This is a genomic window from Arthrobacter sp. 10T416, from assembly GCF_056394165.1.
In genome coordinates, this window is the sequence record NZ_JBFTHI010000001.1 from 675,601 (window position 1) to 698,638 (window position 23,038).

Annotated in this window: 21 protein-coding genes and 1 riboswitch; of the genes, 3 read left to right on the forward strand and 18 right to left on the reverse strand. The window is 67.7% G+C overall.

Annotated features, from left to right (window positions below):
* Window positions 1-53 precede the first annotated feature (53 nt).
* The 12 genes from AC1DBE_RS03115 to AC1DBE_RS03170 all read right to left on the reverse strand — a co-directional run bounded on the left by AC1DBE_RS03115 (window position 54) and on the right by AC1DBE_RS03170 (window position 8,700).
* Window positions 54-380 (reverse strand): DUF2469 domain-containing protein, encoded by a 327-nt coding sequence (locus tag AC1DBE_RS03115; RefSeq protein WP_290257548.1) that lies wholly within the window; start codon window positions 378-380, stop codon window positions 54-56.
* A gap of 57 nt (window positions 381-437) precedes the next feature.
* Window positions 438-1,121, reverse strand: a complete 684-nt coding sequence (locus AC1DBE_RS03120) for a ribonuclease HII (RefSeq protein WP_476903282.1) — start codon at window positions 1,119-1,121, stop codon at window positions 438-440.
* Between the two features lie 8 nt (window positions 1,122-1,129).
* Window positions 1,130-2,035, reverse strand: coding sequence for a signal peptidase I (gene lepB / locus AC1DBE_RS03125; protein WP_476903281.1), 906 nt, complete (start codon window positions 2,033-2,035; stop codon window positions 1,130-1,132).
* A 54-nt stretch (window positions 2,036-2,089) separates the two neighbouring features.
* Window positions 2,090-2,770 (reverse strand): signal peptidase I, encoded by a 681-nt coding sequence (gene lepB / locus AC1DBE_RS03130; protein WP_476969566.1) that lies wholly within the window; start codon window positions 2,768-2,770, stop codon window positions 2,090-2,092.
* A 102-nt stretch (window positions 2,771-2,872) separates the two neighbouring features.
* The gene (gene rplS / locus AC1DBE_RS03135) at window positions 2,873-3,232 is read right to left on the reverse strand and encodes a 50S ribosomal protein L19 (protein ID WP_056738299.1); all 360 of its coding nucleotides are present in this window, start codon (window positions 3,230-3,232) and stop codon (window positions 2,873-2,875) included.
* Between the two features lie 248 nt (window positions 3,233-3,480).
* Window positions 3,481-4,323, reverse strand: coding sequence for a tRNA (guanosine(37)-N1)-methyltransferase TrmD (gene trmD / locus AC1DBE_RS03140; RefSeq protein ID WP_476969567.1), 843 nt, complete (start codon window positions 4,321-4,323; stop codon window positions 3,481-3,483).
* A 1-nt stretch (window position 4,324) separates the two neighbouring features.
* Window positions 4,325-4,930 (reverse strand): ribosome maturation factor RimM, encoded by a 606-nt coding sequence (gene rimM, locus AC1DBE_RS03145; protein ID WP_476969568.1) that lies wholly within the window; start codon window positions 4,928-4,930, stop codon window positions 4,325-4,327.
* Between the two features lie 119 nt (window positions 4,931-5,049).
* The gene (locus AC1DBE_RS03150) at window positions 5,050-5,292 is read right to left on the reverse strand and encodes an RNA-binding protein (protein ID WP_056632598.1); all 243 of its coding nucleotides are present in this window, start codon (window positions 5,290-5,292) and stop codon (window positions 5,050-5,052) included.
* A gap of 1 nt (window position 5,293) precedes the next feature.
* The gene (gene rpsP / locus AC1DBE_RS03155; RefSeq protein ID WP_346960772.1) at window positions 5,294-5,716 is read right to left on the reverse strand and encodes a 30S ribosomal protein S16; all 423 of its coding nucleotides are present in this window, start codon (window positions 5,714-5,716) and stop codon (window positions 5,294-5,296) included.
* 236 nt (window positions 5,717-5,952) lie between these two features.
* The gene (locus AC1DBE_RS03160) at window positions 5,953-6,390 is read right to left on the reverse strand and encodes a hypothetical protein (RefSeq protein WP_476969569.1); all 438 of its coding nucleotides are present in this window, start codon (window positions 6,388-6,390) and stop codon (window positions 5,953-5,955) included.
* Window positions 6,391-6,652: 262 nt separating this feature from the next.
* Complete coding sequence (locus tag AC1DBE_RS03165; RefSeq protein WP_476969570.1) at window positions 6,653-7,528, reverse strand: VOC family protein; 876 nt, start codon at window positions 7,526-7,528, stop codon at window positions 6,653-6,655.
* An 80-nt stretch (window positions 7,529-7,608) separates the two neighbouring features.
* Window positions 7,609-8,700, reverse strand: a complete 1,092-nt coding sequence (locus AC1DBE_RS03170) for an amidohydrolase family protein (protein WP_476969571.1) — start codon at window positions 8,698-8,700, stop codon at window positions 7,609-7,611.
* Between the two features lie 77 nt (window positions 8,701-8,777).
* A riboswitch (TPP riboswitch) is annotated at window positions 8,778-8,885 on the forward strand.
* On the opposite strand from AC1DBE_RS03170, the gene thiC reads away from it, so the two are divergent.
* On the forward strand, window positions 8,881-10,710 hold the full coding sequence (gene thiC / locus AC1DBE_RS03175; protein ID WP_476969572.1) for a phosphomethylpyrimidine synthase ThiC: 1,830 nt from the start codon (window positions 8,881-8,883) through the stop codon (window positions 10,708-10,710). Its footprint overlaps the riboswitch before it by 5 nt.
* 81 nt (window positions 10,711-10,791) lie before the next feature.
* Here the strand turns inward: thiC and AC1DBE_RS03180 are convergent, their stop codons facing one another.
* Window positions 10,792-11,541 carry an alpha/beta fold hydrolase gene (locus tag AC1DBE_RS03180; RefSeq protein WP_476903279.1) on the reverse strand — a complete coding sequence of 250 codons (750 nt, stop codon included), beginning with the start codon at window positions 11,539-11,541 and terminating at the stop codon, window positions 10,792-10,794.
* 80 nt (window positions 11,542-11,621) lie between these two features.
* Window positions 11,622-13,208 (reverse strand): signal recognition particle protein, encoded by a 1,587-nt coding sequence (ffh, locus tag AC1DBE_RS03185; RefSeq protein WP_476878064.1) that lies wholly within the window; start codon window positions 13,206-13,208, stop codon window positions 11,622-11,624.
* Window positions 13,209-13,357: 149 nt separating this feature from the next.
* Here ffh and AC1DBE_RS03190 point away from each other — a divergent pair, with 149 nt between their 5' ends.
* Complete coding sequence (locus AC1DBE_RS03190; protein ID WP_476969573.1) at window positions 13,358-14,746, forward strand: glucose-6-phosphate dehydrogenase; 1,389 nt, start codon at window positions 13,358-13,360, stop codon at window positions 14,744-14,746.
* Window positions 14,747-14,861: 115 nt separating this feature from the next.
* On the opposite strand, the gene AC1DBE_RS03195 is transcribed toward AC1DBE_RS03190, so the two are convergent.
* The gene (locus AC1DBE_RS03195; protein WP_136322366.1) at window positions 14,862-15,200 is read right to left on the reverse strand and encodes a P-II family nitrogen regulator; all 339 of its coding nucleotides are present in this window, start codon (window positions 15,198-15,200) and stop codon (window positions 14,862-14,864) included.
* Window positions 15,197-16,570: an ammonium transporter gene (locus AC1DBE_RS03200; protein WP_476903278.1), complete on the reverse strand. Its 1,374-nt coding sequence runs from the start codon at window positions 16,568-16,570 to the stop codon at window positions 15,197-15,199. The genes AC1DBE_RS03195 and AC1DBE_RS03200 overlap by 4 nt, the downstream gene beginning before the upstream one ends.
* 253 nt (window positions 16,571-16,823) lie before the next feature.
* Here AC1DBE_RS03200 and AC1DBE_RS03205 point away from each other — a divergent pair, with 253 nt between their 5' ends.
* Window positions 16,824-18,077: an MFS transporter gene (locus AC1DBE_RS03205; protein ID WP_476969574.1), complete on the forward strand. Its 1,254-nt coding sequence runs from the start codon at window positions 16,824-16,826 to the stop codon at window positions 18,075-18,077.
* On the opposite strand, the gene ftsY is transcribed toward AC1DBE_RS03205, so the two are convergent.
* Both ftsY and smc read right to left on the reverse strand, forming a co-directional pair.
* Complete coding sequence (gene ftsY, locus AC1DBE_RS03210) at window positions 18,074-19,273, reverse strand: signal recognition particle-docking protein FtsY (protein WP_476969575.1); 1,200 nt, start codon at window positions 19,271-19,273, stop codon at window positions 18,074-18,076. The two genes, AC1DBE_RS03205 and ftsY, sit on opposite strands and share 4 nt — an antisense overlap.
* A gap of 75 nt (window positions 19,274-19,348) precedes the next feature.
* A complete protein-coding gene (gene smc / locus AC1DBE_RS03215) occupies window positions 19,349-22,951 on the reverse strand; it encodes a chromosome segregation protein SMC (protein WP_476969576.1) in 3,603 nt (1,200 codons plus the stop codon).
* Window positions 22,952-23,038: the final 87 nt, after the last annotated feature.

A 23,038-nucleotide genomic window follows, 5' to 3' on the forward strand; every position in this document is an offset into this window, starting at 1 on the left:
ACGGAAAGGTCGCGGCCAGAACTTTGGCTATGTGGATAACTCCGGCGGGAAACCTAGTTCCCCAGGTCTTCAACCTTCGGCAGCGCGAGCTCCTCATTGCGCGGGAGTTCCTCGACGTTGACGTCCTTGAACGTGATGACACGGACGCTTTTGACGAACCGGGCCGAGCGGTAGACGTCCCAGACCCAGGCATCCTGCAACGTCAGGTCGAAATAGACTTCGCCGTCTGCACTGCGGGCCTGCAGGTCCACGTGGTTGGCCAGATAGAAACGCCGTTCGGTCTCGACAACATAGCTGAACAGCCCGACGACGTCGCGGTATTCGCGGTAGAGCTGCAGCTCCATGTCGGTTTCATAGTTTTCAAGGTCCTCGGCACTCATGGTTCCATCTTGCACCATCGGGCGCCGGCCGTGCGCCACGGCGGGCCTCGGCCCGGCCTAGTCGCCCAGCAGCTGCCAGCTGACCCGGTGGTACGGGGTGGGTCCCGCGGCGCGCAGGGCGCCCTTGTGCGCCGCCGTGCCGTAGCCCTTGTTCACGTCCCAGCCGAACGCCGGGTACTCGGTGTGCAGGGCCGCCATCTGGCGGTCACGTTCGACCTTGGCCAGCACCGATGCAGCGGCCACGCTAAGGCACTGCATGTCCGCCTTGACGAGGGTGTGGACCGGCGCGTCGCAGCCGGGCTCGCGCGCGCCGTCGTCGGGCTCCGGGTCGAACAGGGAGGCCTGAGCCACGGGTGAGAGCCAGTTGTGGCTGCCGTCCAGAAGCACCACGTCCGGGGTCACGCCGTCCGCCAGCACCGCAGCCCAGGCGCGGTTCCCGGCAAGGCGCAGCGCGCCGATGATCCCTAAGGCGTCGATCTCGGCCGCGCTGGCGTGGCCGACGGCGGAGGCAACGCTCCACGCGCGCACCAGCGGTTCCAGCCGTTCCCGCTCCGCCACCTTGAGCAGTTTGCTGTCCCGGACATCCGCGAGCAGTCCCTGCTGGTGCAGATCCACGACGGCGATGCCGACGCTGACCGGCCCGGCGAGGGCGCCGCGGCCTACCTCGTCGATTCCGGCGAGCAGGCGGGCGCCGGAGCCCCGGAAGCGGCGCTCGTAGTCGAGAGTGGGCGCGACGGACACAGCGGTAGCTACTTTCGTGCCGGCGCCGGGACGTTGCGGAAGACGTCGGGGTAATTGTCGAGCGACGTGATGCGGTTCAGCGGCCAGGCGATGACTGCCGCTTTGCCTTCGATGTCGGCCACATCGATGAAGCCGCCGTTGGTTTCCTGGTGCGCGCGCGAGTCGGCGGAGTGGTTGCGGTTATCGCCCATCACCCAGACCTTGCCGGCGGGAACCACAACGTCGAAGTCGCGGACCTGCGGCACTTCGGCCTTGTTGACGTACTTTTCGTCCAGCGGGGTGCCGTTGACGGTGAGGCGGCCGCTGCCGTCGCAGCAGACCACGTGGTCGCCGGGCAGGCCGATGACCCGCTTCACGAGGTGCTGCTCGGAGTTATCCGGCAGCAGACCGACAAAAGTCAGTGCATCCTGCACGCCGGTGAGCGGTCCGGCCGGCTTTTGCGCGGTCGGGACCAGCCAGCCCTTGGTGTCGCGGAAGACCACGACGTCGCCGCGCTGCATGGCGATCGGCTCCGGTACCAGCAGGCTCACGAAAATCCGGTCGTTGACGTCCAGGGTGTTCATCATGGACTCGGACGGGATGTAGAAGGCACGGAACAGGAAGGTCTTGATCAGGAACGACAGGACGACGGCGATCACCACCACCGTGGCGATTTCCTTGAGCCAGGCCAGCATGGGGTTGCGGCCCTCGCGGGCTTTCGCTTTCCGGGCCCGCGCCGACGACGGTCCGGCGTGCGAGGGGCCGGCCAGCGGAGCGTCCAGTGCCCGTTCGGGCTGCACCCGGGCCTCCTCCCGGCGCTCGGCTTTCTCCGCCTGCACCGGCTCCCCCACAGGCTCGGCCACAGGCTCGGGCCGCGGTGTGGCCGGCATCCTCGTGGTCGGATGTTCCCCGCCGGGGATGGGTGCGGAGGTCACTCGGGGCTCGTCGTGCCCCCGCGGATCAGGAGTCCGGGGTCCGGTCTCGGGCATCTACTGTCCGTTCTTTGTGGTAGTCGTCTCGGCCCCGGTGGGCCGCGGTATTGCTGCAAATCTATCAAGCGGCCAGATGATCTGGACCGGCCGGCCAATCACCCGCTCCAGCGGGACCATGCCGCCGCCGGGGGCGCCGAGCAGGCTCCGGGAGTCCGCGGATTTGGACCGGTGGTCCCCCATCAGCCAGAGCCGTCCTTCCGGAACGAGGACGTTGAATTTGAGCCGGCTGGGTGCATCGCCCTCATAGACATAGGGTTCCGGAACTTGCTGGCCGTTGACTGTGAGCCGACCGTCCGCGCCGCAGCACACCACGTGGTCGCCCGGCAGACCGATAACCCGCTTGACGTAAGTGGTATCGCTCCCGGTCAGGCCGAGCCAGTGCCCCGCGCCGGCCAGGACATCACCCACTGGTCCCTTGCCGCTGTTGAGCGGGGCGAAGGAGCCGCGGCCGTCGAAGACGACAATGTCGCCGCGGCGGACCGGGTCAAGGGCAAAGTCGGTACGGGACACCACAATCCGGTCCCCGTCCCGAAGCAATGGCTCCATCGAGGCAGAGGGAATGAAGTAGATATCCAGCCACAGGGACCGGACGAGGCCGCTGATGGCCACGGCCAGCACCAATCCCAAAAGCACAAAACGCCAGCCCAGTTTCCTGGGCCGGCGTTTTGTCTGTTCCATGATCCGTGTCCTCTAACGCTTTTCTAATTGAACGGCGCAGTGGCGGGTGGTTCCGGCAACTGCCGGAGCCCTCCGGGGATCCGCTGGGAAAGTCCGGAGGACTTACTTGGCGGTCTGGAAGTCGCGCTTTTCCTTGATCTTCGCAGCCTTACCGCGCAGTGCACGCATGTAGTAAAGCTTGGCGCGGCGCACGTCACCCTTGGAGACGAGCTCGATCTTGTCGATGATCGGGGAGTGCACCGGGAAGGTACGCTCCACGCCGACACCGAAGGAAACCTTGCGGACGGTGAAGGTCTCGCGGACGCCGTCGCCCTGGCGGCCCAGGACGAAGCCCTGGAAGACCTGGACACGGGAGTTCTTGCCTTCGATGATGTTCACGTGCACCTTGATGGTGTCACCCGCGCGGAACTCGGGAACATCGTTGCGCAGCGAGGCTGCGTCTACGGAATCGAGGATATGCATTGATCCACTCCTGGTGAACGCCACAGGTCATTCACGTTGGGTCACGGCGGCCAAGCCCGGGCGCTGAAGGCACCGGAAATTGCCGCCGAAAGTTTTGACTTTCCGGTTCCGTCGGGAATCGACGGGACCGGGGTGCCGCGCTGTTGGTGACGCTCCCCCTGTGGCAGGTTCGCACCCAGCAGGCACAAGGACTAATTTTGCCACATTCACCGGTGATTTGGTGAATTACGCGGTCCGAACAGCCCGCTTCAGGCGCCGCGGCGGCGCAGCCGGCCGTCGACGACGTCGTACCCGAGGTCACCGAACGCCGTACGGTCCGCGCGGGGCAGGGCCCCGGCGTCGAACTCCTCGAGCAGGTCCGGGCGACGCTCCGCGGTGCGGCGGTACTGTTCATGCCGCCGCCACTGGGCGATCTTGCCGTGGTTACCGCTCAGCAGCACCGCCGGGACCTCGCGGTCCCGCCAGCTGGAGGGCTTGGTGTAGACCGGGTACTCCAGCAGGCCGTCGGAGTGGGATTCCTCGACCAGCGATTCGGGATTGCCGACGACGCCGGGCAGCAGCCGCCCGACGGCTTCCACCATCGCGAGCACGGCGACCTCGCCGCCGTTGAGTACATAGTCGCCCAGGCTCATGGGCCGCACGGTGAAATGCTCCGACGCCCATTCAAGGACGCGTTCGTCGATGCCCTCGTACCGGCCGCAGGCGAAGACCAGCTGGTCCTCCTCCGCGAGCTCATGCGCTATGGCCTGGCTGAAGCGCTCCCCCGCCGGCGACGGGACAATCAGGACCGGCTTGCGCACCGCCGAGTCCTCAGGCTTCTCGGCCGCTGCCTCGATCGCGGCCTTCGGCGCCGTCTCGATCGCGGCCTCGGCCACGGCAGTGAGCGCCTGGGCCCAGGGCTCGGGCTTCATGACCATGCCGGCTCCGCCACCGTACGGGGTGTCATCCACCGTCCGGTGCCGGTCGGTGGTGAAATCCCGGAGGTCGTGCACGTTGAGCTCCAGCAGGCCGTCCTGCCGGGCTTTCCCGATCAGGGAAAGTTCCAGCGGGGCGAGGTACTCGGGGAAGATGCTGACGACGTCGATCCGCATCTTAGGCGTTGTCCTCCGCGCTGCCCTGGATAGCGGCGCTGTCCGCGCCGCCCTGGGAGCGGCCGACAGTGTCGCCGTCGTCCGGGGTAGCGCCCGCCTCGGTGTTGACCTCAAACAGGCCCGCCGGCGGGGTGACAACGACGTATTTGTCGGCGACGTTGACCTCGGGGACGATCTGCTCCACGAACGGGATCAGGATTTCCTTGCCGCCCCGGTCCGTTACGACCAACAGGTCCTGGACCGGCATGGTGTGCAGTCCGGAGACCTTGCCGACGACGGTATCGCCGACGCGGACGTCCAGTCCCACGAGCTCGTGCTCGTACCAGCCCTCGTCGTCGTGCTCGTCCAGCTCCTCGGTMTCAATGTAGAGTTTGGCGCCGCGGAGGGCTTCCGCGTCATTGCGGGTTTCCACTTCCTCGAAGGCCAGCAGCAGGATGTCCTTGTTCCAGCGGGCGCTTTCCACGGTCAGTGGACCGGACGAGGCCGGCTCAACCACCAACTGGGTGCCGGGAACGAAGCGGTCACCGGGAGCGTCCGTCAGCACCTGAACGGTTACCTCGCCGCGGATGCCGTGGGGCTTGCCGATTCGTGCCACCTGAAGCTGCATCTGTTCCTCTGTTCGATTCGTTTTGAAAGTGTTGGTGCATTTGCTGCGCAAAACAGTCCGGCCCCTCCACCATAAGCTGGTGGAGGGGCCGGACTAAAGATTAAGTACTGCTGGTCGCGCTACCGGCGGCGGTCGGTGTCGACGACGTCGACCCTGACCTGCTCGCCGTCCGCCAGTGCCGCCACCACAGTGCGCAGTGCGCGTGCGGTGCGGCCCTGGCGACCGATCACCCGTCCGAGGTCGTCCTGATGAACGCGCACTTCGAGGGTGTCCCCGCGGCGGTTGTTCTTGGCACTGACCTTGACGTCCTCGGGGCTGTCAACAATCCCGCGGACCAGGTGTTCGAGCGCTTCTGCCAGCAATCTACTCAGCCTCGGTGGTCTCTGCTTCGGCGTCGGCCGGAGCCTCGGCTGCGTCGTCCTTCTTAGCCTTCTTGGTGATGGCTTCCGGGATGATCACGGAACCCTTTTCCGGGGTGACAAAGGCTTCCTTGGGAGCCTTGGTCTTCAAGGTGCCCTCCTGGCCCGGGAGACCCTTGAACTTCTGCCAGTCACCGGTGATCTTCAGGATCGCGGAAACCTGCTCGGACGGCTGTGCGCCGACGCCGAGCCAGTACTGGGCACGGTCCGAGTCGACCTCGATGTACGAGGGCTCTTCGGTCGGGTGGTACTTGCCGATCTCTTCGATGGCACGGCCATCACGCTTGGAGCGTGCGTCCATGACGACGATGCGGTAGTACGGTGCGCGCATCTTACCGAAGCGCTTAAGGCGAATCTTTACGGCCACTTTTGTGGTCACTCCTGTTTCTGAAACGGGGTCGAGCCCGGCGTTCTGCACCCGTGGGGCGGGCCGTACTTGGGGGTTCTAAAGGACAGGATCCGGACGCGGAGAGAGGGGCCACGCAGATCGAGTACCTGTTCATTGTGCCAGATCACCGCGAGGATTTCGACTTGACACCCCAGTCCGGCGTGACGGCGCCGGTTTTTACCAGGGTGACGGGGCGGCGGCCCATGTTCGCGGCGTCAGGAAGTCCAGACGTAGAGTCCGGCCCGGGTGGCCGGGTCGACGCCGGCCGCGAGCTCGGCGAGCTGGCGGACATAGCGGGCCGCCTGGTCCGCGCCGAAGGGCATATCCTCTTCCGCCGCCCAGCTTTCGGCGACGTCGGCGAGTACGTCGCCGTCGCCTTCCGTCTCGTAGCTGAGCAGGTCGGCCAGTGCGCGGACCATGGCGGCGGGGACCCCCAGTAGCGAGTCGCTGGCCACGTCCACCATGGCGAGTTCGTAATCGGCGCCCGCAGCGTGCACCGCGGTACCGGCCAGGTCGCCGAGCCGCTCGACCTCGAAGTCGCTGATGTCCTGGATCCGGACCGCGCCCGGGGCGGCTGCGGCGCCGCCGTCGAGGGCCGTCGCGCGCTTGAGGGCGGCATCATGGGTGGCCACGAAGATTTCAGCAAATCCCAATGAACTCATCCTTCGGTGGAGTGCGGCGAGGCCGCGGTGGTGGCGTCAGTTCAGCCTAACTGTTCGCACGCCACCCCCGGGACGGACATGCCCATCCCTGGCGCCGACGAATGGACATATTCACGTTATGTCCATGCGCCGACCCGAGGAGCGGACATGTCCGTGCGCCAACGCGGCAACCAACGGGCATGCCCGCCCCTGACGCCAAAGGATGGGCATGTCCATCCCTGGGCCACGGAACGGGCATGTCCGTCGAGGGCAGTTAGCGGACCGCGACCCGGATGCGGTTGCGCCAGGGGTCGTCGAATCGGAGCTCGGCGCCGGTGTGGTGCGATTCGACCCCGGCCGCCTTGAGGCGGTCGGCAAGGGCACCGACGTCGTCGCCCGACGGTACTTCGATCAGGACCTCGCCGAGGCCCAGAGTGTCGCGGCGCGGTCCGGCCCCGCGGCTGTTCCAGACATTCATAGCCATGTGGTGGTGGTAGCCGCCGGCCGAGACAAAGAGCGCCTGGCCGTGCCAGCCGGCGGTCTTCTCAAAGCCGAGTGTGCCGACGTAGAAGTCGTGTGCGGATTGCACGTCGCCGACCTGCAGGTGGACGTGCCCGACGCCGGCCTCGGCCTCGCGCTGTCCGGCCAGTGAGGCCTCGGTCAGGTGCTGCTCAAGGTAGCGCTGGGGCGGCAGGGCGAGGCTATCCATCACCACGTTCGTTCCTTCCCAGGACCAAGCGTCGCGCGGCCGGTCCCAGTAGAGCTCGATGCCGTTGCCCTCGGGATCGTTGAAGTAGAACGCCTCACTGACCAGGTGGTCGGCGCTGCCGGTGAAGGACTGCGGTTCGTATTGGGCGGCGGAGGCGATAGTGGCGGCCAACGAAGCCTGGTCATCGAAGAGCAGGGCGGTGTGGAACAGGCCCGCTTCACCGCGCGAGGGCAGGTTGAGTCCGGGCGCAGGCGCGAGGTGGACCAGCGGCTTGGCCTTGCGGCCGAGGTAGAGGCCGCCGTCCTGCTCGGCCACGATGTCGAGGCCAAGGGCGCGCTGGTAGTAGTCGGTCATCACCTTCATGTCGCCGACCTTGAGCATCACGGTGCCCATGGTGAGTTCGGCCGGAAGGAGATCCTGGGTGCTGGTTTCTGCGGTCATCGCAACGCTCCGGTGGTTTGTGGCCACCGCCTTTCGGTGACCCTTCATAGTGCTAAATTACTTGAAGCTTCAATTTATTCCTAATGCACTTCGGCCCGAACCAGTTGTCCGCGCAACACGATGTTCCGGGGTGCCTGCAGGGTGGCGAGATCCCGGCGCGGATCCTCGCTGCAAACCAGCACATCGGCGCTGGCCCCCTCGGCGATGCCCTCTGCGCCGAGCCATGCCCGCGCGGCCCAGGCGGCGGCGTCGAGGGCGGCCGGGGCGGGCAGTCCCGCGGCGTGCAGGGCCTGGATCTCGTCGGCAATCCGCCCGTGCTTGATGACACTGCCCGCGTCGGTCCCGGCGTACAGGACGACGCCGGCCTCGTGCGCCTCGAGGACCCGCTCGGCCCGCCGTTCCCAGAGCCCGAGCATATGGGCTGCATAACGGGGAAATTTGTCCCGCGCCTGGGCCGCGATGTCCGGGAAGGTCGCAATATTGATCAGGGTCGGCACAATCGGCACGCCCTGTTCGATGAAGCGGGGCAGGTGCCGGGGCAGCAGGCCCGTTCCATGCTCAATGCAGTCGATCCCGGCGTCGAGCATGTCGTCCAGGGTCTGCTCGGCGAAGCAATGCGCCGTGACGCGGGCCCCCTCGTCGTGGGCTGCACGGACTGCGTCCCTGACGGCCGCCGCCGGGAAGCTGGCGGCGAGATCGCCGGCGTCGCGGTCGATCCAGTCCCCCACCAGCTTCACCCATCCGTCGCCGGCACGGGCCTGCTTTCGGACCGTCTCGACCAGTTCCTCCGGCTCCACTTCAACGGCGAAGCCCCGCAGGTACCGGCGGGTCCGGGCAATGTGCCGGCCGGCGCGGATGATTCGAGGAAGGTCGGCCCGTTGCTGGACCCAGCGGGTGTCATGCATCGCTCCTGCGTCGCGGACCAGGAGGGTCCCGGCGTCGCGGTCCGTCTGCGCCTGCCGTTCCACTACGTCCTCCGGAAGCTCGCCCTCCGGGCCGAGGCCGATGTGGCAATGGGCGTCGACCAGTCCGGGAATGACCCAGCCGTCCAGCACGAGGTCCGACGGCGCCCGCGGACGGTCGAAAGTCAGCTTGCCGTCGACCGCCCACAACCCGCGCCGCTCCTGATCCGGGGAAGTGAGAACCGTGCCGCTGAACTCGATAATGCTCATGGCCTACAGCTTAATCCGCATAACGACCCGGCGCCCCGGGACAACCGTCAACTACAAGCAGCCTGTGGTAGCTTCGTCTACGACCACACGGGTGCCCTTGCAGGGGCTGAGATCGGGCTGACGCAGCCTGCGACCGTTGAACCTGTCCGGGTAATGCCGGCGAAGGAAGTGAGTAACCCTTTGAGCACCACAAATCCCCAGCACAGCCCTGCCCGATACGGGAACAGCACGGTTCAGAACGGCCCCGCCGCCGTTGCTGCCCCGCCGGTAACCCAGTCACTGAAGTCGCATGGCCTGGCGTATGTCGAAGCCGGCGGGATCCGCGTACCGGTGACGGAGATCGCCTTGGAGCCGTCGCCCGGAGGCTCGGCAAATGCGTCGTTTCGGGTGTATCGGACGGCAGGACCGGGCAGCGATCCCGTCGTGGGTCTGGCCCCGTTCCGTAGCGACTGGATAACCGAACGCCTGGACACCGAGCCCTACAGCGGCAGGGAACGCAACTTGCTCGACGACGGCAAGTCCGCGGTCCGGCGGGGCGCCGCCTCTGCCGAGTGGCGCGGCGCGCCCCCGCAGCCTCGCCGCGCGGTTGCGGGCCGGACGGTCACGCAGATGCATTACGCGAGGAACGGAACGGTAACACCCGAGATGCGCTACGTCGCCCTGCGCGAGAACTGCGACGTCGAACTCGTTCGCAGCGAGCTGGCCGCCGGCCGGGCAATCATTCCCAGCAACATTAACCACCCGGAGTCAGAGCCGATGGTCATCGGCAAGGCGTTCCTTGTGAAGATCAACGCCAACATCGGCAACTCCGCCGTTACCAGCTCTATTGCCGAGGAAGTCGACAAGCTTCAGTGGGCCACGCAGTGGGGCGCGGACACCGTCATGGACCTCTCCACCGGTGACGACATCCACACCACGCGCGAGTGGATCATCCGCAACTCCCCCGTCCCCATCGGCACTGTACCGATCTACCAGGCGCTGGAGAAGGTCAACGGCGAGGCGAATGCCCTGACCTGGGAGATCTTCCGGGACACCGTGATCGAACAGTGCGAACAGGGGGTGGACTACATGACCATCCACGCAGGCGTGCTACTGCGTTACGTCCCCCTGACAGCCAACCGGGTTACGGGTATCGTGTCGCGCGGCGGCTCGATCATGGCCGGGTGGTGCCTGGCGCACCACCGGGAGAACTTCCTCTACACACATTTCGATGAGCTGTGCGAGATTTTCGCGAAGTACGACGTTTCGTTTTCGCTGGGCGACGGACTGCGGCCGGGCTCGACGGCGGACGCCAACGACGCTGCCCAGTTCGCCGAGCTGGATACCCTGGCTGAGCTGACCCAGCGGGCGTGGGAGTTCGACGTGCAGGTCATGGTTGAAGGCCCCGGACATGTGCCCCTCCATCTGGTCCGGGAAAACGTGGAGCGCCAGCAAGAACTATGCCAGGGCGCTCCGTTCTACACGCTGGGACCGCTGGTGACGGACATCGCACCCGGCTACGACCACATCACCTCAGCAATCGGCGCCACCGAGATCGCCCGATACGGCACCGCCATGCTGTGTTACGTCACGCCGAAGGAACACCTCGGGCTACCCAACAAGGACGATGTGAAGACCGGCGTCATCACCTACAAGATCGCCGCCCACGCCGCGGACCTGGCCAAGGGGCATCCCGGCGCCCACGAGCGCGACGACGCGCTCTCCAAGGCGCGTTTCGAGTTCCGCTGGCGGGACCAGTTCGCGCTGTCCCTCGACCCGGTCACCGCAGAGGCCTTCCACGACGAGACGCTGCCGGCGGAACCGGCCAAGACAGCCCACTTCTGTTCCATGTGCGGGCCTAAGTTCTGCTCCATGCGGATCAGCCAGGACATCCGGGACGAGTTCGGGTCAGCGGAAACCCAGGCTGCCATCGCCCGGCAGGCTGACGGGATGCGGGAGAAGAGCGCGGAGTTCCTCGCGGCTGGCGGCAAGGTCTACCTGCCCGAGCCGGCCGTGGGTTCGCCCGAGTAACTCGGACCCGGCCGCCGCAGGTCGCCCTCCCGCCCAGGGCGGGCGCCCTGCGTCGCCGTCCGGATTCGCGGTACGTCCGTGTCAGGACGCGTACGGCTGCCGGCTGCGGCTGACGCCGGCGATGAAGGTGCGGATGGTGCGGTCGCCTTCCCTGGAATCCTGCGGACGGTGCCCGCCCGGGGCCGTGCGGTGCAGGGCGCCCGTTTCGCGCAGGTAGCCGGCAATCTCCTCATATAGCGGTTCCCAGCCTCCGGTGAGGACCAGCGTCGGGACGCCCGGGACGATCTGCAGCGGCGCGTCCCACGGCGGGGCCTGCAACCTCAGCCGGCGGATGTCCCGGCCGTCGTCGGGCGTAGGCGCTCCCACACTGCCGCGGACGGGTGCATGGGCAGCGAACACCCGGCGGACGAACTCGCGGTGAAAGTCCTCGTCACTCAGGTTGTGCCGGACATCGAACAGGGGCTGCATCAGCGCCCTGTGCGCGGCGGTCGCCGGCAGTTCGGCCGTGAGCGAGAGGCACGCCGGTTCGACCAGGGTGAGCGAGTGCACAAGGTCGGGACGTTCGACGGCGGCCATCATTGCCGCGATGGCGCCCTGCGAATGCGCCACGACATGGCCGCCGGCCGCGCCCCGGCCGTCGTCAGCAAGGGCACGGAGCACAATGCCGGCGTCGGCTGCGAAATCGGTTTCCAGCGGTTCGGCGACGGCGTCAAAACCGTGCCTGCGCAGGAACAACGCGTCATAGGCCAGCGCCATGCCGTGCTGTTTCGGCCACGCCGCGGCACCAAAACTGCCGGCCCCGTGAACGAAAACTACGCGCTGCTTGAACATGGTCTAACCCTATGGCACAGGTCCGTCACTAAGACCGACGACATTGTGGCCGGCGGCCTACTTTAGGCGGCCGGCTCCGGCTACTTGCTGCCGCCGAGGAACTTGTCAAAGCCCTTGGGCAGGTTCAGCTGGGACGGATCGAACTCGCCGCCCTGCTGCCCGAAGGAGGCTCCGGTCGGGACCGCCTTGTTGCCCGCGGCACGGCGTGCCTCGGCGTCCTTCAGCTCCTGCGCGGCCTTGGCCGGGTTACCCGAACGGGCCTTCTTCTTCGGCGCGCTCTTTCCGCCCTTCCGGGCTCCGCCGCCACCCATTCCGGGCATCCCCGGCATACCGGGCATTCCGCCGCCGGCGGCCATCTTCTTCATCATCTTCTGCGCCTGGGCGAAGCGTTCCAGGAGCCCGTTGACCTCGGAGACGTGGACGCCGGAACCGCGGGCGATGCGGGCGCGGCGGGAACCGTTGATGATCTTCGGGGCCACCCGCTCGTGCGGGGTCATGGAGCGGACGATCGCCTCGACACGGTCGATCTCGCGTTCGTCGAACTGTTCGAGCTGCTGCCGGATGTTCTGCGCACCCGGCATCATCATCAGCATCTTCTTCATCGAGCCCATGTTGCGGATCTGCTGCATCTGGGCGAGGAAGTCCTCGAGGGTGAAGTCTTCCTGGTCGGCGAACTTCTTCGCCATCCGGGCCGCTTCGTCCTTGTCCCAGGACTTCTCGGCCTGCTCGATCAGGGTGAGCACGTCACCCATATCGAGGATGCGGGAGGCCATGCGGTCCGGGTGGAAGAGCTCGAAGTCGTCCACACCTTCGCCGGTGGACGCGAACATCACCGGCTTTCCGGTGACAGACGCGACGGACAGTGCCGCACCGCCGCGGGCGTCGCCGTCGAGCTTGGACAGCACAATGCCGGTGAAGTTGACGCCTTCATCGAAGGCCATGGCCGTGTTGACGGCGTCCTGGCCGATCATCGAGTCGATCACGAAGAGGACTTCGTTGGGGACGATCGCCCGTCGAATCTGGCGGGCCTGTTCCATCATTTCGGCGTCGACGCCGAGGCGGCCGGCGGTGTCGACAATAACGACGTCGTGCAGGGTGCGCTTGGCTTCCTCGACGCCGGCGCGGGCGACGGCGACCGGGTCACCGGCGGGGTGGTCCAGTTCGGTGGACGTGGCACCGGGGTGCGGGGCGAAAACGGGAACGCCGGCGCGCTGGCCGACCACCTGCAGCTGGGTCACGGCGTTCGGGCGCTGCAGATCGCAGGCGACCAGCATGGGGCTGTGTCCCTGGGCCTTGAGGTACTTCGAAAGCTTCCCGGCGAGGGTGGTCTTACCGGCGCCCTGGAGGCCCGCGAGCATGATGATGGTGGGCCCGGTCTTGGCCAGGCGGATCCGGCGGGTCTCGCCGCCCAGGATCTCGACGAGTTCCTCATTGACGATCTTGACGATCTGCTGGCTCGGGTTCAGCGCGCCGGAGACTTCAGCGCCGAGGGCACGCTCGCGCACCCGGCCGGTGAACTCACGGACCACCGGAACGGCGACGTCGGCGTCCAGCAGGGCACGCCGGATCTCGCGGACCGTGGCGTCAACGTCCGCCTCGGTGAGGCGGCCCTTGCCACGGAGGTTCTTGAAGGTTGCTGTCAACCGGTCAGAGAGTGAATTGAACACGCGCCGTGCACTTCTTTCAGTGGATCTACAGCTGGCGGCCGGTGCGGCGCGCCAGAGTCGTGACTGTTCGCCGGAACGAATTGCCTCGACAACGGGACTCGACTATCTAGGGTACCAATACGCGCCTTCAAGATGGCATGCTGGCTAGCGTGACCAGTGAACCCACCGTAAAGACCCTGCTCATCCTCGGCGCGTCCGGCGACCTGACGGGACGCCTGCTGCTGCCGGGCCTGGCCCGGCTGGTGGCCAGGGGCCACGCGCCGGGCCTCACCCTGGTGGGGGCCGGGTCCGACGACTGGACGGCGGACCAGTGGCACGAGCGCCTCGAAACATCGTTCGCGGACGCCAACTCCCAGGCCGACACCAGCGGCAAACGCGAGCTGAAGCGGATCCGCGAGAACACCAGCTACCACCAGCTGGATGTCACAGCGGAGGGACAACTGGCCGGGCTGCTGGCCACCCTCGAAGGCCCCGTCGCCGTGTACTTCGCCCTGCCGCCCAAGATCAGCCAGCAGGCCTGCGAGGTGCTGACCCCGGGACAGCTGCCGGCCGGAACCCGGTTGGTGATGGAGAAACCCTTCGGCTCCAGCGAAGTCTCCGCCCACGAGCTCAACAAGACCCTGGCGGCCCTGGTCCCGGAAGACCACATCCACCGGGTGGACCACTTCCTGGGCAAAGCGACAGTCCTGAACATCCTGGGACTGCGCTTTGCAAACACCTTCCTGGAGCCTGTCTGGAACCGGGAGCACATCGAGAAAATCGAGATCATTTTCGACGAGGACCTCGCCTTGGAAGGCCGGGCGCGCTATTACGACGGCGCCGGAGCGCTCCGCGACATGATCCAGAGCCACCTGTTGCAGATCATGGCCCTGATGGCCATCGAACCGCCGGCGTCGGTGAACGAGCGGGACCTCCGGGACGCCGTAGCCACCCTGCTGAGGGCCAGCAGCATCAAGGCCCCCTACGCCAAGAGCACCCGCCGCGCCCGGTACACGGCCGGTTCCATCGACGGGCGGAAGGTGCCTGACTACACGAAGGAAGCAGGCGTGGACGCCTCCCGGAACACGGAGACCCTGGCTGAGGTCCAGGTGTCCATCGACAACTGGCGCTGGCAGGGGGTGCCCTTCATCCTCCGGTCCGGCAAGGCGCTGGGTTCCATGCGCAAGGAAGCCGTGGTGACTTTCCGGCCGGTGCCGCACCTGCCCAAGGGCTTCACCGGCGTCGACTCCCCCAACCAGCTGCGGATCGGCTTCGGCCCGGACACGCTGCAGTTCGACGTCGACGTCAACGGCCCCGGCAACGTCCTCAGCCTGGACCGGGCCACGCTCAAGGCCGAACTCAGCGCCTCCGACCTGCTCCCCTACGGCGAAGTCCTCGAGGGCGTGCTCAGCGGCGATCCGCTGCTCTCCGTGCGCGGGGACACGGCCGAGGACTGCTGGCGCATCCTCGAACCCGTCATCAAAGCGTGGGCCCGGGACAGCGTGCCGCTGGAGGAATACGCCGCCGGGACGCCCGGACCCGAGGGCTGGCCGGCCTAGCGGCTGGCCCCGGAACAGCGAAAAGCGGGCCGGACACCTTTTCAGGTGCCCGGCCTGCTGTCGCAACCCCCGATCGCGGTCCGCGGTGGCGCGGCTGCGGCTGGAGGGCTGCAGCCTAGATGGCTGCTGCGCCGCGCTCTCCGGTGCGGACCCGGACTGCCTCGAACACATCCATGGTCCAGACCTTGCCGTCGCCGGCCCGGCCGGTGTTGGAGCTGGCGATGATGACATCGAGGATGTCGTCCGCCTGTTCGTCGGTGGCCAGGACCTCTACCCGGATCTTGGGCAGCAGATCCACGTTGTACTCCGCGCCGCGGTACACCTCGGTGTAGCCGCGCTGCCGGCCGTAGCCGCTGGCCGCGCTGACCGTCAGGCCCTGTACCCCGTAGGCTTCCAGGCCTTCCCTGATGGCGTCGAGTTTTTCCGGTCGGACGATTGCGGTAATCAGTTTCATGCTTCCACGCTTTCCTTGCCAGCTGAGGACTTCTTGCCGTTTGAGGTGACATCCACGGTCTCGGCCGCCGGTACCTCGATGCCCTCGCCCAGCGGCTTGCCGGTGATGAGTTCATGCAGGGGCTGGAAGCTTCCGCCGCGGCCGCCGACGCCGAACTCGTAGGCGGTTTCGGCGTGGAGGCTCAGGTCCACACCCACCACTTCCTGCTCCTGGGACACCCGGAAGCCCATCAGCTTGTGGATCGGGAAGGCGATGATGAACGTCATCACGGCGGTGAAGATGATCGAGAAGACGGCCGCGAGGACCTGGGCGACAAGCTGCGTGCTGCCGCCGCCGTAGAACAGACCCGCGGTGCCCTGGGCCGGGGTGGCCAGGAAGCCGATCGCGACGGTGCCGACGACACCCGAGACGAGGTGAACACCGACGACGTCCAGCGAGTCGTCGTAGCCGAACTTGAACTTGAGGCCGACGGCGAGGGCCGAGGCGACACCGGCGACGACGCCCAGGGCGATCGCACCGAGCGGGGACACGTTGGCGCAGGCCGGGGTGATGGCGACCAGGCCGGCAACCACACCGGAGGCGGCACCGAGGGAGGTGGGGTGCCCGTCACGGAAGCGTTCCACGGCCAGCCAGCCGAGCATCGCGGCGGCCGGGGCGGCAAGGGTGTTGACCCAGATCAGGCCGGCCTGCTCCACCGTGGCGGCGGCGCCCGCGTTGAAGCCGAACCAGCCGAACCAGAGGATCGCGGCACCGAGCATGACGAACGGGACGTTGTGCGGGCGGTGGTTCGGGTCCTTGCCGAAGCCCTTGCGGTTGCCGATGACCAGGACGAGGATCAGGCCCGCGACACCGGCGTTGATGTGCACCACGGTGCCGCCGGCGAAGTCAATGACCGGGGCGAAGGTCTGGCCGAACCAGCCGTCCTTGGAGAACAGGCCGCCGCCCCAGACCATAAACGCCAGCGGCGCGTAGACCAGCGTGGCCCAGATCGGGGTGAAGATAACCCACGCGGAGAACTTCGCGCGGTCTGCGACGGCGCCGGAGATCAGCGCAACGGTGATGATCGCGAAGGTGGCTGCGTAGCCGACCTTCAGCAGGTCCGCCGGGTCGGTGAAGTTGTGCAGACCGAAGTGGCTGAACGGGTTGGCGAAGATCTGGAAGAAGTTGTCTTTGTTGCTGGTAGCCATCGAGGCGCCCCACAGGACCCACATGATGCCGATGGTTCCGATGGCGACGAAGCTCATCATCATCATGTTCAAAGCCGACTTGGCGCGCGTCATGCCGCCGTAGAAGAATGCCAGGCCCGGGGTCATAAACAGCACGAGGGCTGATGCGACCAGGAGCCAAACGAGACCTGCGGTGAGTTCCATGGTCTGCGTCCTCTCTTGCTCTTAGGTGTCTTGCTCGTAGGTGCGGAATAGTCCGCCTGCCCAACGCGGTTTGCGTTCTAAGAAGAGTTTGCTGGCGGCGTGTTTCACCGGCTGAGGATTTACATTGCCGGGTTGTTACAAGAACCTCCCGGAAGTAAATGGTGCATCTCACGCTTGTTACGGTTATGTTTCACGCGTTCCATCCCGCCCCGGACTCCCACCAGGCACCCCACGCAACACCGAAGGCAGCAGCATGAGCAAAACAACCCGTTCCGGCGCCCCCACCGGGCCGATGGCCGTCCTCCGGCCGCACGGCAGGCCGCGCCTGCCCCGGGACATCAAGGTGATGCTGGTCGCGGCGTTCCTGATTGCGCTGGGTTTTGGCCTCGTGGCGCCGGTGCTCCCCCAGTTCGCCACGACGTTCGACGTCGGCGCGACGGCGGCCGCGGTGATCGTCAGCATTTTCGCGTTTATGCGGCTCGTGTTCGCCCCGGCGGGCGGCGCACTGATTGTGCGGCTAGGCGAACGCCCGGTCTACGTGGCCGGGCTCCTGATTGTCGCGGCCTCGACGGCGGCGTGCGCGTTCGCCCAGAACTACTGGCAGCTGCTGGTCTTCCGCGGCCTCGGCGGAGCCGGCTCGGTGATGTTCACGGTGGCGTCGATGGCGCTGGTGGTCAGGCTGGCGCCGCCGGAAAGCCGCGGGCGCGTCTCCGGCGCCTACGCGTCGGCCTTCCTCATCGGCAACGTGTGCGGCCCGATCGTCGGCGGCCTGCTGGCCAGCTTCGGCCTGCGGGTGCCCTTCCTGGCCTACGCCGCCGCCCTGGTCCTCGCCGCCGCAGTGGTGCAAACCCAGCTCACCCACGTCCCCACGGGCTCCCGCGAGGCCGGCGCCACCGCCCCGGCCATGCAACTGCGCGACGCCCTGCGAGACAGCGCCTACCGGGCCGGGCTGGCGTCCAGCTTCGCCAACGGCTGGGCCACGTTCGGCGTCCGGATGGCGACGGTCCCGCTCTTCGCCGTCGTGGCCCTGGGCGCGGGGTCCTCGTCTGCGGGCTGGGCGCTGGCCGTGTTCGCCGCCGGCAACGCGGCGGCCCTCACCTTCTCCGGCCGGCTCGCGGACAACCTGGGACGGAAGCCGCTGATGCTCGCCGGCCTGGTGGTCACGGGCCTCGCCACAGCCAGCATCGGCCTGACCCACGAGCTGCCCTGGTTCCTGCTGGCGTCCACCATCGCCGGCGTCGGCTCCGGGCTGCTGGGGCCGGCACAGCAGGCGGCCATCGCCGACGTCGTGGGTAATGAACGTTCCGGCGGCCGGGTCCTGGCGGTGTTCCAGATGACCTCGGACAGCGGAGCCATCCTGGGCCCGGTCATCGCCGGGCTCCTGGCCGACCGGCTGGGCTACGGCTGGGCGTTTGGCGTGACCGGCGGGGTGCTCCTGGCTGCGGCCGTGGGCTGGATGTTCGCCCGCGAAACGTTCAGGAGCACCCCGGCGGAGGCGCCTGCCTAGTTCAGCAGCGCGTCGACGAAGCTCTCGGCTTCGAACGGCGCGAGGTCGTCCGCGCCCTCGCCCAGACCGATCAGCTTGACCGGCACCCCGAGGGACTTCTGGATCGCGACGACGATGCCGCCCTTGGCGGTGCCGTCCAGCTTGGTCAGGACGATGCCGGTGATGTTGACCACCTCGGCGAAGACGCGGGCCTGGTTCAGCCCGTTCTGCCCGGTGGTGGCGTCCAGGACCAGGAGCACCTCGTCCACCTCGGCGAGCTTTTCGATGACGCGCTTGACCTTGCCGAGCTCGTCCATCAGGCCGACCTTGTTCTGCAGCCGGCCGGCGGTGTCGATCATTACGACGTCGACTTCCTGGTCGATGCCCGCCTTGACGGCCTCGTAGGCGACGGAGGCCGGGTCCGCGCCGTCGACGTCGGACTTGACCGTGGGGACGCCGACGCGCTGGCCCCAGGTGGCGAGCTGTTCGGCCGCGGCGGCGCGGAAGGTGTCGGCGGCACCGAGCATAACGTCCTTGTCCTCGGCGACGAGCACGCGGGCCAGCTTGCCCACCGTGGTGGTCTTGCCGACGCCGTTGACGCCCACCACCATCATCACGGCCGGCTTGTCAGCGTGGCGTTCGACGTTCAGGCTGCGGTCCATGGTCGGGTCCACGAGCTTGACCAGTTCCTCCCGCAGGAGCTCCTTGACGTGCTCGGGTGAGCGGGTGCCGAGGACCTTGACGCGTTCCCGCAGCGCATCCACGAGCTGCATGGTCGGTTCGGTGCCGAGATCGGCCAGCAGGAGGGTTTCCTCGACCTCATCCCAGACGTTCTCATCGATCTTGTCTGCCGACAGCAGGGCCAGCAGTCCCTTGCCCAGGATGTTGTTGGACTTGACCAGCCGCTCACGCAGCCGGGTCAGGCGGCCCGCCACCGGCAGCGGGGTCTCGACCGGGACCGTTTCAAGGCCCGCGACGTCGTCAGGCACCTCGACGGTCCCGAGGCCGTCGACGTCATCCTGGACTGTTGTTCCGCTGGACGGCGCCGGGCGGTCCTCCAGCAGCGTGCCGCCGCCACCCTGCACGGGGTCGTTCGCGTCGCGCTGCGACGGGTAGTTCGTGGTGTTCTTCCGGGTCTTCATGAGCACCGGAATCAGCGCGCCGAGGACCACCAGGGCAACGAGGATGGGCAGGACAATGGGGAGAATGTCGTTCACTCCCCTAGCTTCTCACAATCCCCAAATGCCCCGCGGGCAGCGCTGCCGCACCAGTAACGCGGCCGCGGGAGGAGCTCAGACGTCGGCCCCGAGGCGCTGGCTGATGACCGTGGACACACCATCGCCGCGCATGGTGACCCCATACAGGGCGTCCGCGACCTCCATGGTGCGCTTTTGGTGCGTGATGACAATTAGCTGGCTGGACTCGCGCAGTTCCTCGAAGATGGTGATCAGCCGGCCGAGGTTGGTGTCGTCCAGGGCTGCTTCCACCTCGTCCATCACGTAGAACGGCGAGGGCCGGGCCTTGAAAATCGCCACCAGCAGCGCAACCGCCGTCAGGGAGCGTTCACCGCCGGAGAGCAGCGAAAGTCGCTTGATCTTCTTGCCCGCGGGACGGGCCTCCACTTCAATGCCGCTGGTCAGCATGTCCGTCGGGTCGGTCAGGACCAGCCGCCCTTCGCCGCCTGGGAAGAGCCGGGCGAAGACCCGGACGAACTGCGCCGCGGTGTCTTCGAACGCCTCGGCGAACACCTTCTGCACCCGGTCGTCGACTTCCTTGATGATGTCCAGCAGGTCCTTGCGGCTGGACTTGAGGTCCTCCAGTTGCGTGCTGAGGAACTGGTGCCGTTCTTCCAGGGCCGCGAATTCCTCGAGCGCGAGCGGATTCACCCGGCCCAGGGCGGAGAGGTCGCGCTCGGCCTTGCGGAGCCGTTTCTCCTGCTCCTCGCGGACAAAGGGCTTGCCCTCGACGATCTCCTGTCCGTCCTCGTCCACGGGGGCCCGGAGCGCGGCCCACTTGTCACCGGTCTCCCCTGCCTGCACGGGGACCGGCTTGTCCGGGCCGAAGTCGGCCACGAGCTGGTCCGCGGTCAGGCCCAATTCCTCGACGCTGCGCAGTTCGAGGGCCTCGATGCGGAGGCGCTGCTGCGCGCGGGCCAGTTCGTCCCGGTGCACCGAGTCGGTCAGCTCGGCCAGTTCACGGGCCAGGGCGTCGTTGCCGGTACGGACCTCGGCGAGTTCGCGTTCCATCTGCTCGCGGCGCTCCTCGGCGCTGTCCCGTTCGCGGCGGGCCAGTTCCACCGATACGTCCACGAAGCCGGTCACCTGCCCGACGGCGGCGGCTACGGCGGCGGCGCGGGCGGCCTGGAGCCGGCGGCGGCGGGCGCGTTCGGCGGCCTCCTCGCGGGCACGACGTTCGGTGGCGGCCGCGCGTTCCAGCGACATCGCGCGGTTCCGGGTTGCGGTCAGCTGTTCCTCGGCGCTGCGCAGGGTGAGCCGGGCCTCCATCTCGGCCGAGCGCGCTGCCGAGGCGGCCAGGGCCAAGGCGTCGCGGTGTTCCGACGACGGTTCGTCCTCCGTGGGTGCTTCCTGGGCGGCAGCCAGCCTCGCGGCAACAGCGGCCAGCGTCTCCTGCTCGCTGAGGATGTTCGCCTCGGCGCGCGCGAGGGACGCGGCGAGGCGGTCACTTTCGCCGACGGCACTGCGCAACACCGAGTTCAGGTGGCCAAGCCGTTCGGCCACGGCGGCAAGCCGGGCGTCCGAGTCATGCAGCTTGTCCAGCGCGGTGTCGGCCCGCTCCTGCGCTGCGGCGCGTCGCGACTCGGCGGCGGACAGGGCGAAGCGGTTCCGTTCCAGCCCTGCCGTGACGTCGGCGAGCCGTGCCGAGGCCTCGTCGACTGCGGCCTGGACTTCCAGCAGCGACGGCGCCGTGGCCGAGCCGCCGGTGACGCTCAGGGACGTAAAGACATCTCCGGTCCTCCGGGTCACCGCGGTCAGTTCCGGCCGGGCGGCGACCAGGCGGGCGGCCGCGTCGAGGTCCTCGACGACGACGGCGCCTTTCAGCAGGAGCCCCAGCGGAAGACCGGCGGCACCCGGCTGCGCGTCACCGACCGGGGTGACGAGTGAGGCCGCCCAGCGGGCACCGGCGGGAAGATCGCCGTCGGGCTCCACGGCCGGCTGGAGGTCCGTGACGGCGAGCAGCAGCGAGGCGCGCCCCGCGTCGTCGTCCTTCAGCAGCTGCACGGCCGCTGAGGCCGCGGAGGGGTCGTCGACCACCACAGCGTCCGAGCAGCCGCCCAGCGCCGCCGCGACGGCGGCCTCGTAGCCCGGCTCCACCGTCAGCATGCCGGCGAGAGCGCCCAGCACCCCCGGCAGCCCGGCGGCCAGCACGTGTCCGGAGCCGTCTTTTCGGTTCAAGCCAAGTTGGAGGGCGTCCCGCCGGGCAACCAGCGCGTCGCGTTCCCGTTCGCCGTCGCGTTCGGCCGCTTTGAGGGCGTCGATGTCGGCGATGACGGCGTCGAGGGCCTCGCTGGCTGCTTCGTATTCGGCGTCAAGCGTTTCCTCGCCGTCCTCGACCCCGGCAACCTGCGATTCGAGGGCGATGAATTCGCTCTGGGCAACCCTGCGCCGTTCCTCGCCGGCGCTTTGGGACTCCCGGAGCCGGCCGAGTTCCGCCTGCGCCGACTCCACCCTGGACCGCGCGGCTCCCACCTGCCCGGCCAGCCGGGCCAGGCCCTCGCGCCGGTCCGCTGCGGCCCGGAGCAGTGTGGCGAGGCGCTTGTCTTCCGCCGCGGAGGCGCTTTCAGCCTCCTGCTTGGCGGCAGTGGCGGCCTCCAGGGCGTGGCCCTTCTGCTCGATCTGTTGCTCCAGCACGGCCTGTTCCGCCCTGACCCTTGCGGCTTGCTTGTCGAGTTGCTCGGGATCGCGGCCCGTGTCCGGCGCCTCGTCGGAGGCCCCGAGGAGCCTGCGGCGTTCCTCTGCGAGAGATCCGAGGGATCGCAGCCGTTCGCGGCCGGAGGAGAGCCGGTACCAGTTGTCGCGGGCGGCATTGAGCTTAGGGGTAGCCTCGGCCGCGAGCTGTTCGAGGGCCGCCTGCCGCTGGCGTCCGCTGTCGAGTTCCTTTTCGGCAACGCCGCGTCGGGCTTTGAGCGCAGTCTCGTCCGCGACGTCCTGGTCAAGGACCTCCTGAAGCTGGACGAGTTCGTCGGCGAGAAGCCGGGACCGGGCGTCCCGGACCTCAAACTGGACGGTCTGGGCCCGGCGGGCCACCTCGGCCTGCTTGCCCAGCGGCGTGAGCTGGCGGCGGATTTCCCCGGTGAGGTCGCTAAGCCGGGCGAGGTTGGCCTGCATGGCTTCGAGCTTGCGGACCGTCTTTTCCTTGCGGCGCCGGTGCTTGAGGATGCCGGCGGCTTCCTCGATGAAGCCGCGGCGGTCCTCGGGAGTGGCGTGCAGGACCTTGTCCAGCTGTCCCTGCCCGACGATCACGTGCATTTCCCGGCCCAGCCCGGAATCAGAGAGCAGCTCCTGGATGTCCAGCAGCCGGCAACCGGCCCCGTTGATGGCGTATTCCGAGCCGCCGGTGCGGAAAAGGGTGCGGGAAATGGTGACTTCGCTGTAGTCGATCGGCAGGGCGCCGTCGCTGTTGTCGATGGTCAGCGAGACGTGCGCCCTGCCCAGCGGGGGCCGCCCCGAGGTGCCGGCGAAGATGACGTCCTCCATCTTGCCGCCGCGCAGTGTCTTGGCGCCCTGTTCGCCCATCACCCAGGACAGTGCGTCCACCACGTTGGACTTGCCCGAGCCGTTGGGACCCACCACGGCGGTGACGCCGGGTTCGAATTCAAACGTCGTCGCGGAGGCGAACGACTTGAATCCGCGGACGGTCAGGCTTTTGAGGTGCAAAGTGTTCCGGGTCTCCTGGATGGCGGCATGGCGGGGTTTCCTACCCTAAATCTACTGTGGCTTGGCGGAATCCCGCGGATTTGGGCT

Bases quoted from the DNA above. Each gene is read 5' to 3' on its own strand.
- rplS (WP_056738299.1), bottom strand. From the start codon at position 3,232: ATGCATATCCTCGATTCCGTAGACGCAGCCTCGCTGCGCAACGATGTT.
- AC1DBE_RS03165 (WP_476969570.1), bottom strand. From the start codon at position 7,528: ATGACCGCAGAAACCAGCACCCAGGATCTCCTTCCGGCCGAACTCACC.
- AC1DBE_RS03195 (WP_136322366.1), bottom strand. From the start codon at position 15,200: ATGAAACTGATTACCGCAATCGTCCGACCGGAAAAACTCGACGCCATC.
- AC1DBE_RS03115 (WP_290257548.1), bottom strand. From the start codon at position 380: ATGAGTGCCGAGGACCTTGAAAACTATGAAACCGACATGGAGCTGCAG.
- AC1DBE_RS03180 (WP_476903279.1), bottom strand. From the start codon at position 11,541: ATGTTCAAGCAGCGCGTAGTTTTCGTTCACGGGGCCGGCAGTTTTGGT.
- AC1DBE_RS03200 (WP_476903278.1), bottom strand. From the start codon at position 16,570: ATGGAACTCACCGCAGGTCTCGTTTGGCTCCTGGTCGCATCAGCCCTC.
- AC1DBE_RS03205 (WP_476969574.1), top strand. From the start codon at position 16,824: ATGAGCAAAACAACCCGTTCCGGCGCCCCCACCGGGCCGATGGCCGTC.
- lepB (WP_476969566.1), bottom strand. From the start codon at position 2,770: ATGGAACAGACAAAACGCCGGCCCAGGAAACTGGGCTGGCGTTTTGTG.
- AC1DBE_RS03170 (WP_476969571.1), bottom strand. From the start codon at position 8,700: ATGAGCATTATCGAGTTCAGCGGCACGGTTCTCACTTCCCCGGATCAG.
- trmD (WP_476969567.1), bottom strand. From the start codon at position 4,323: ATGCGGATCGACGTCGTCAGCATCTTCCCCGAGTACCTCGCCCCGCTG.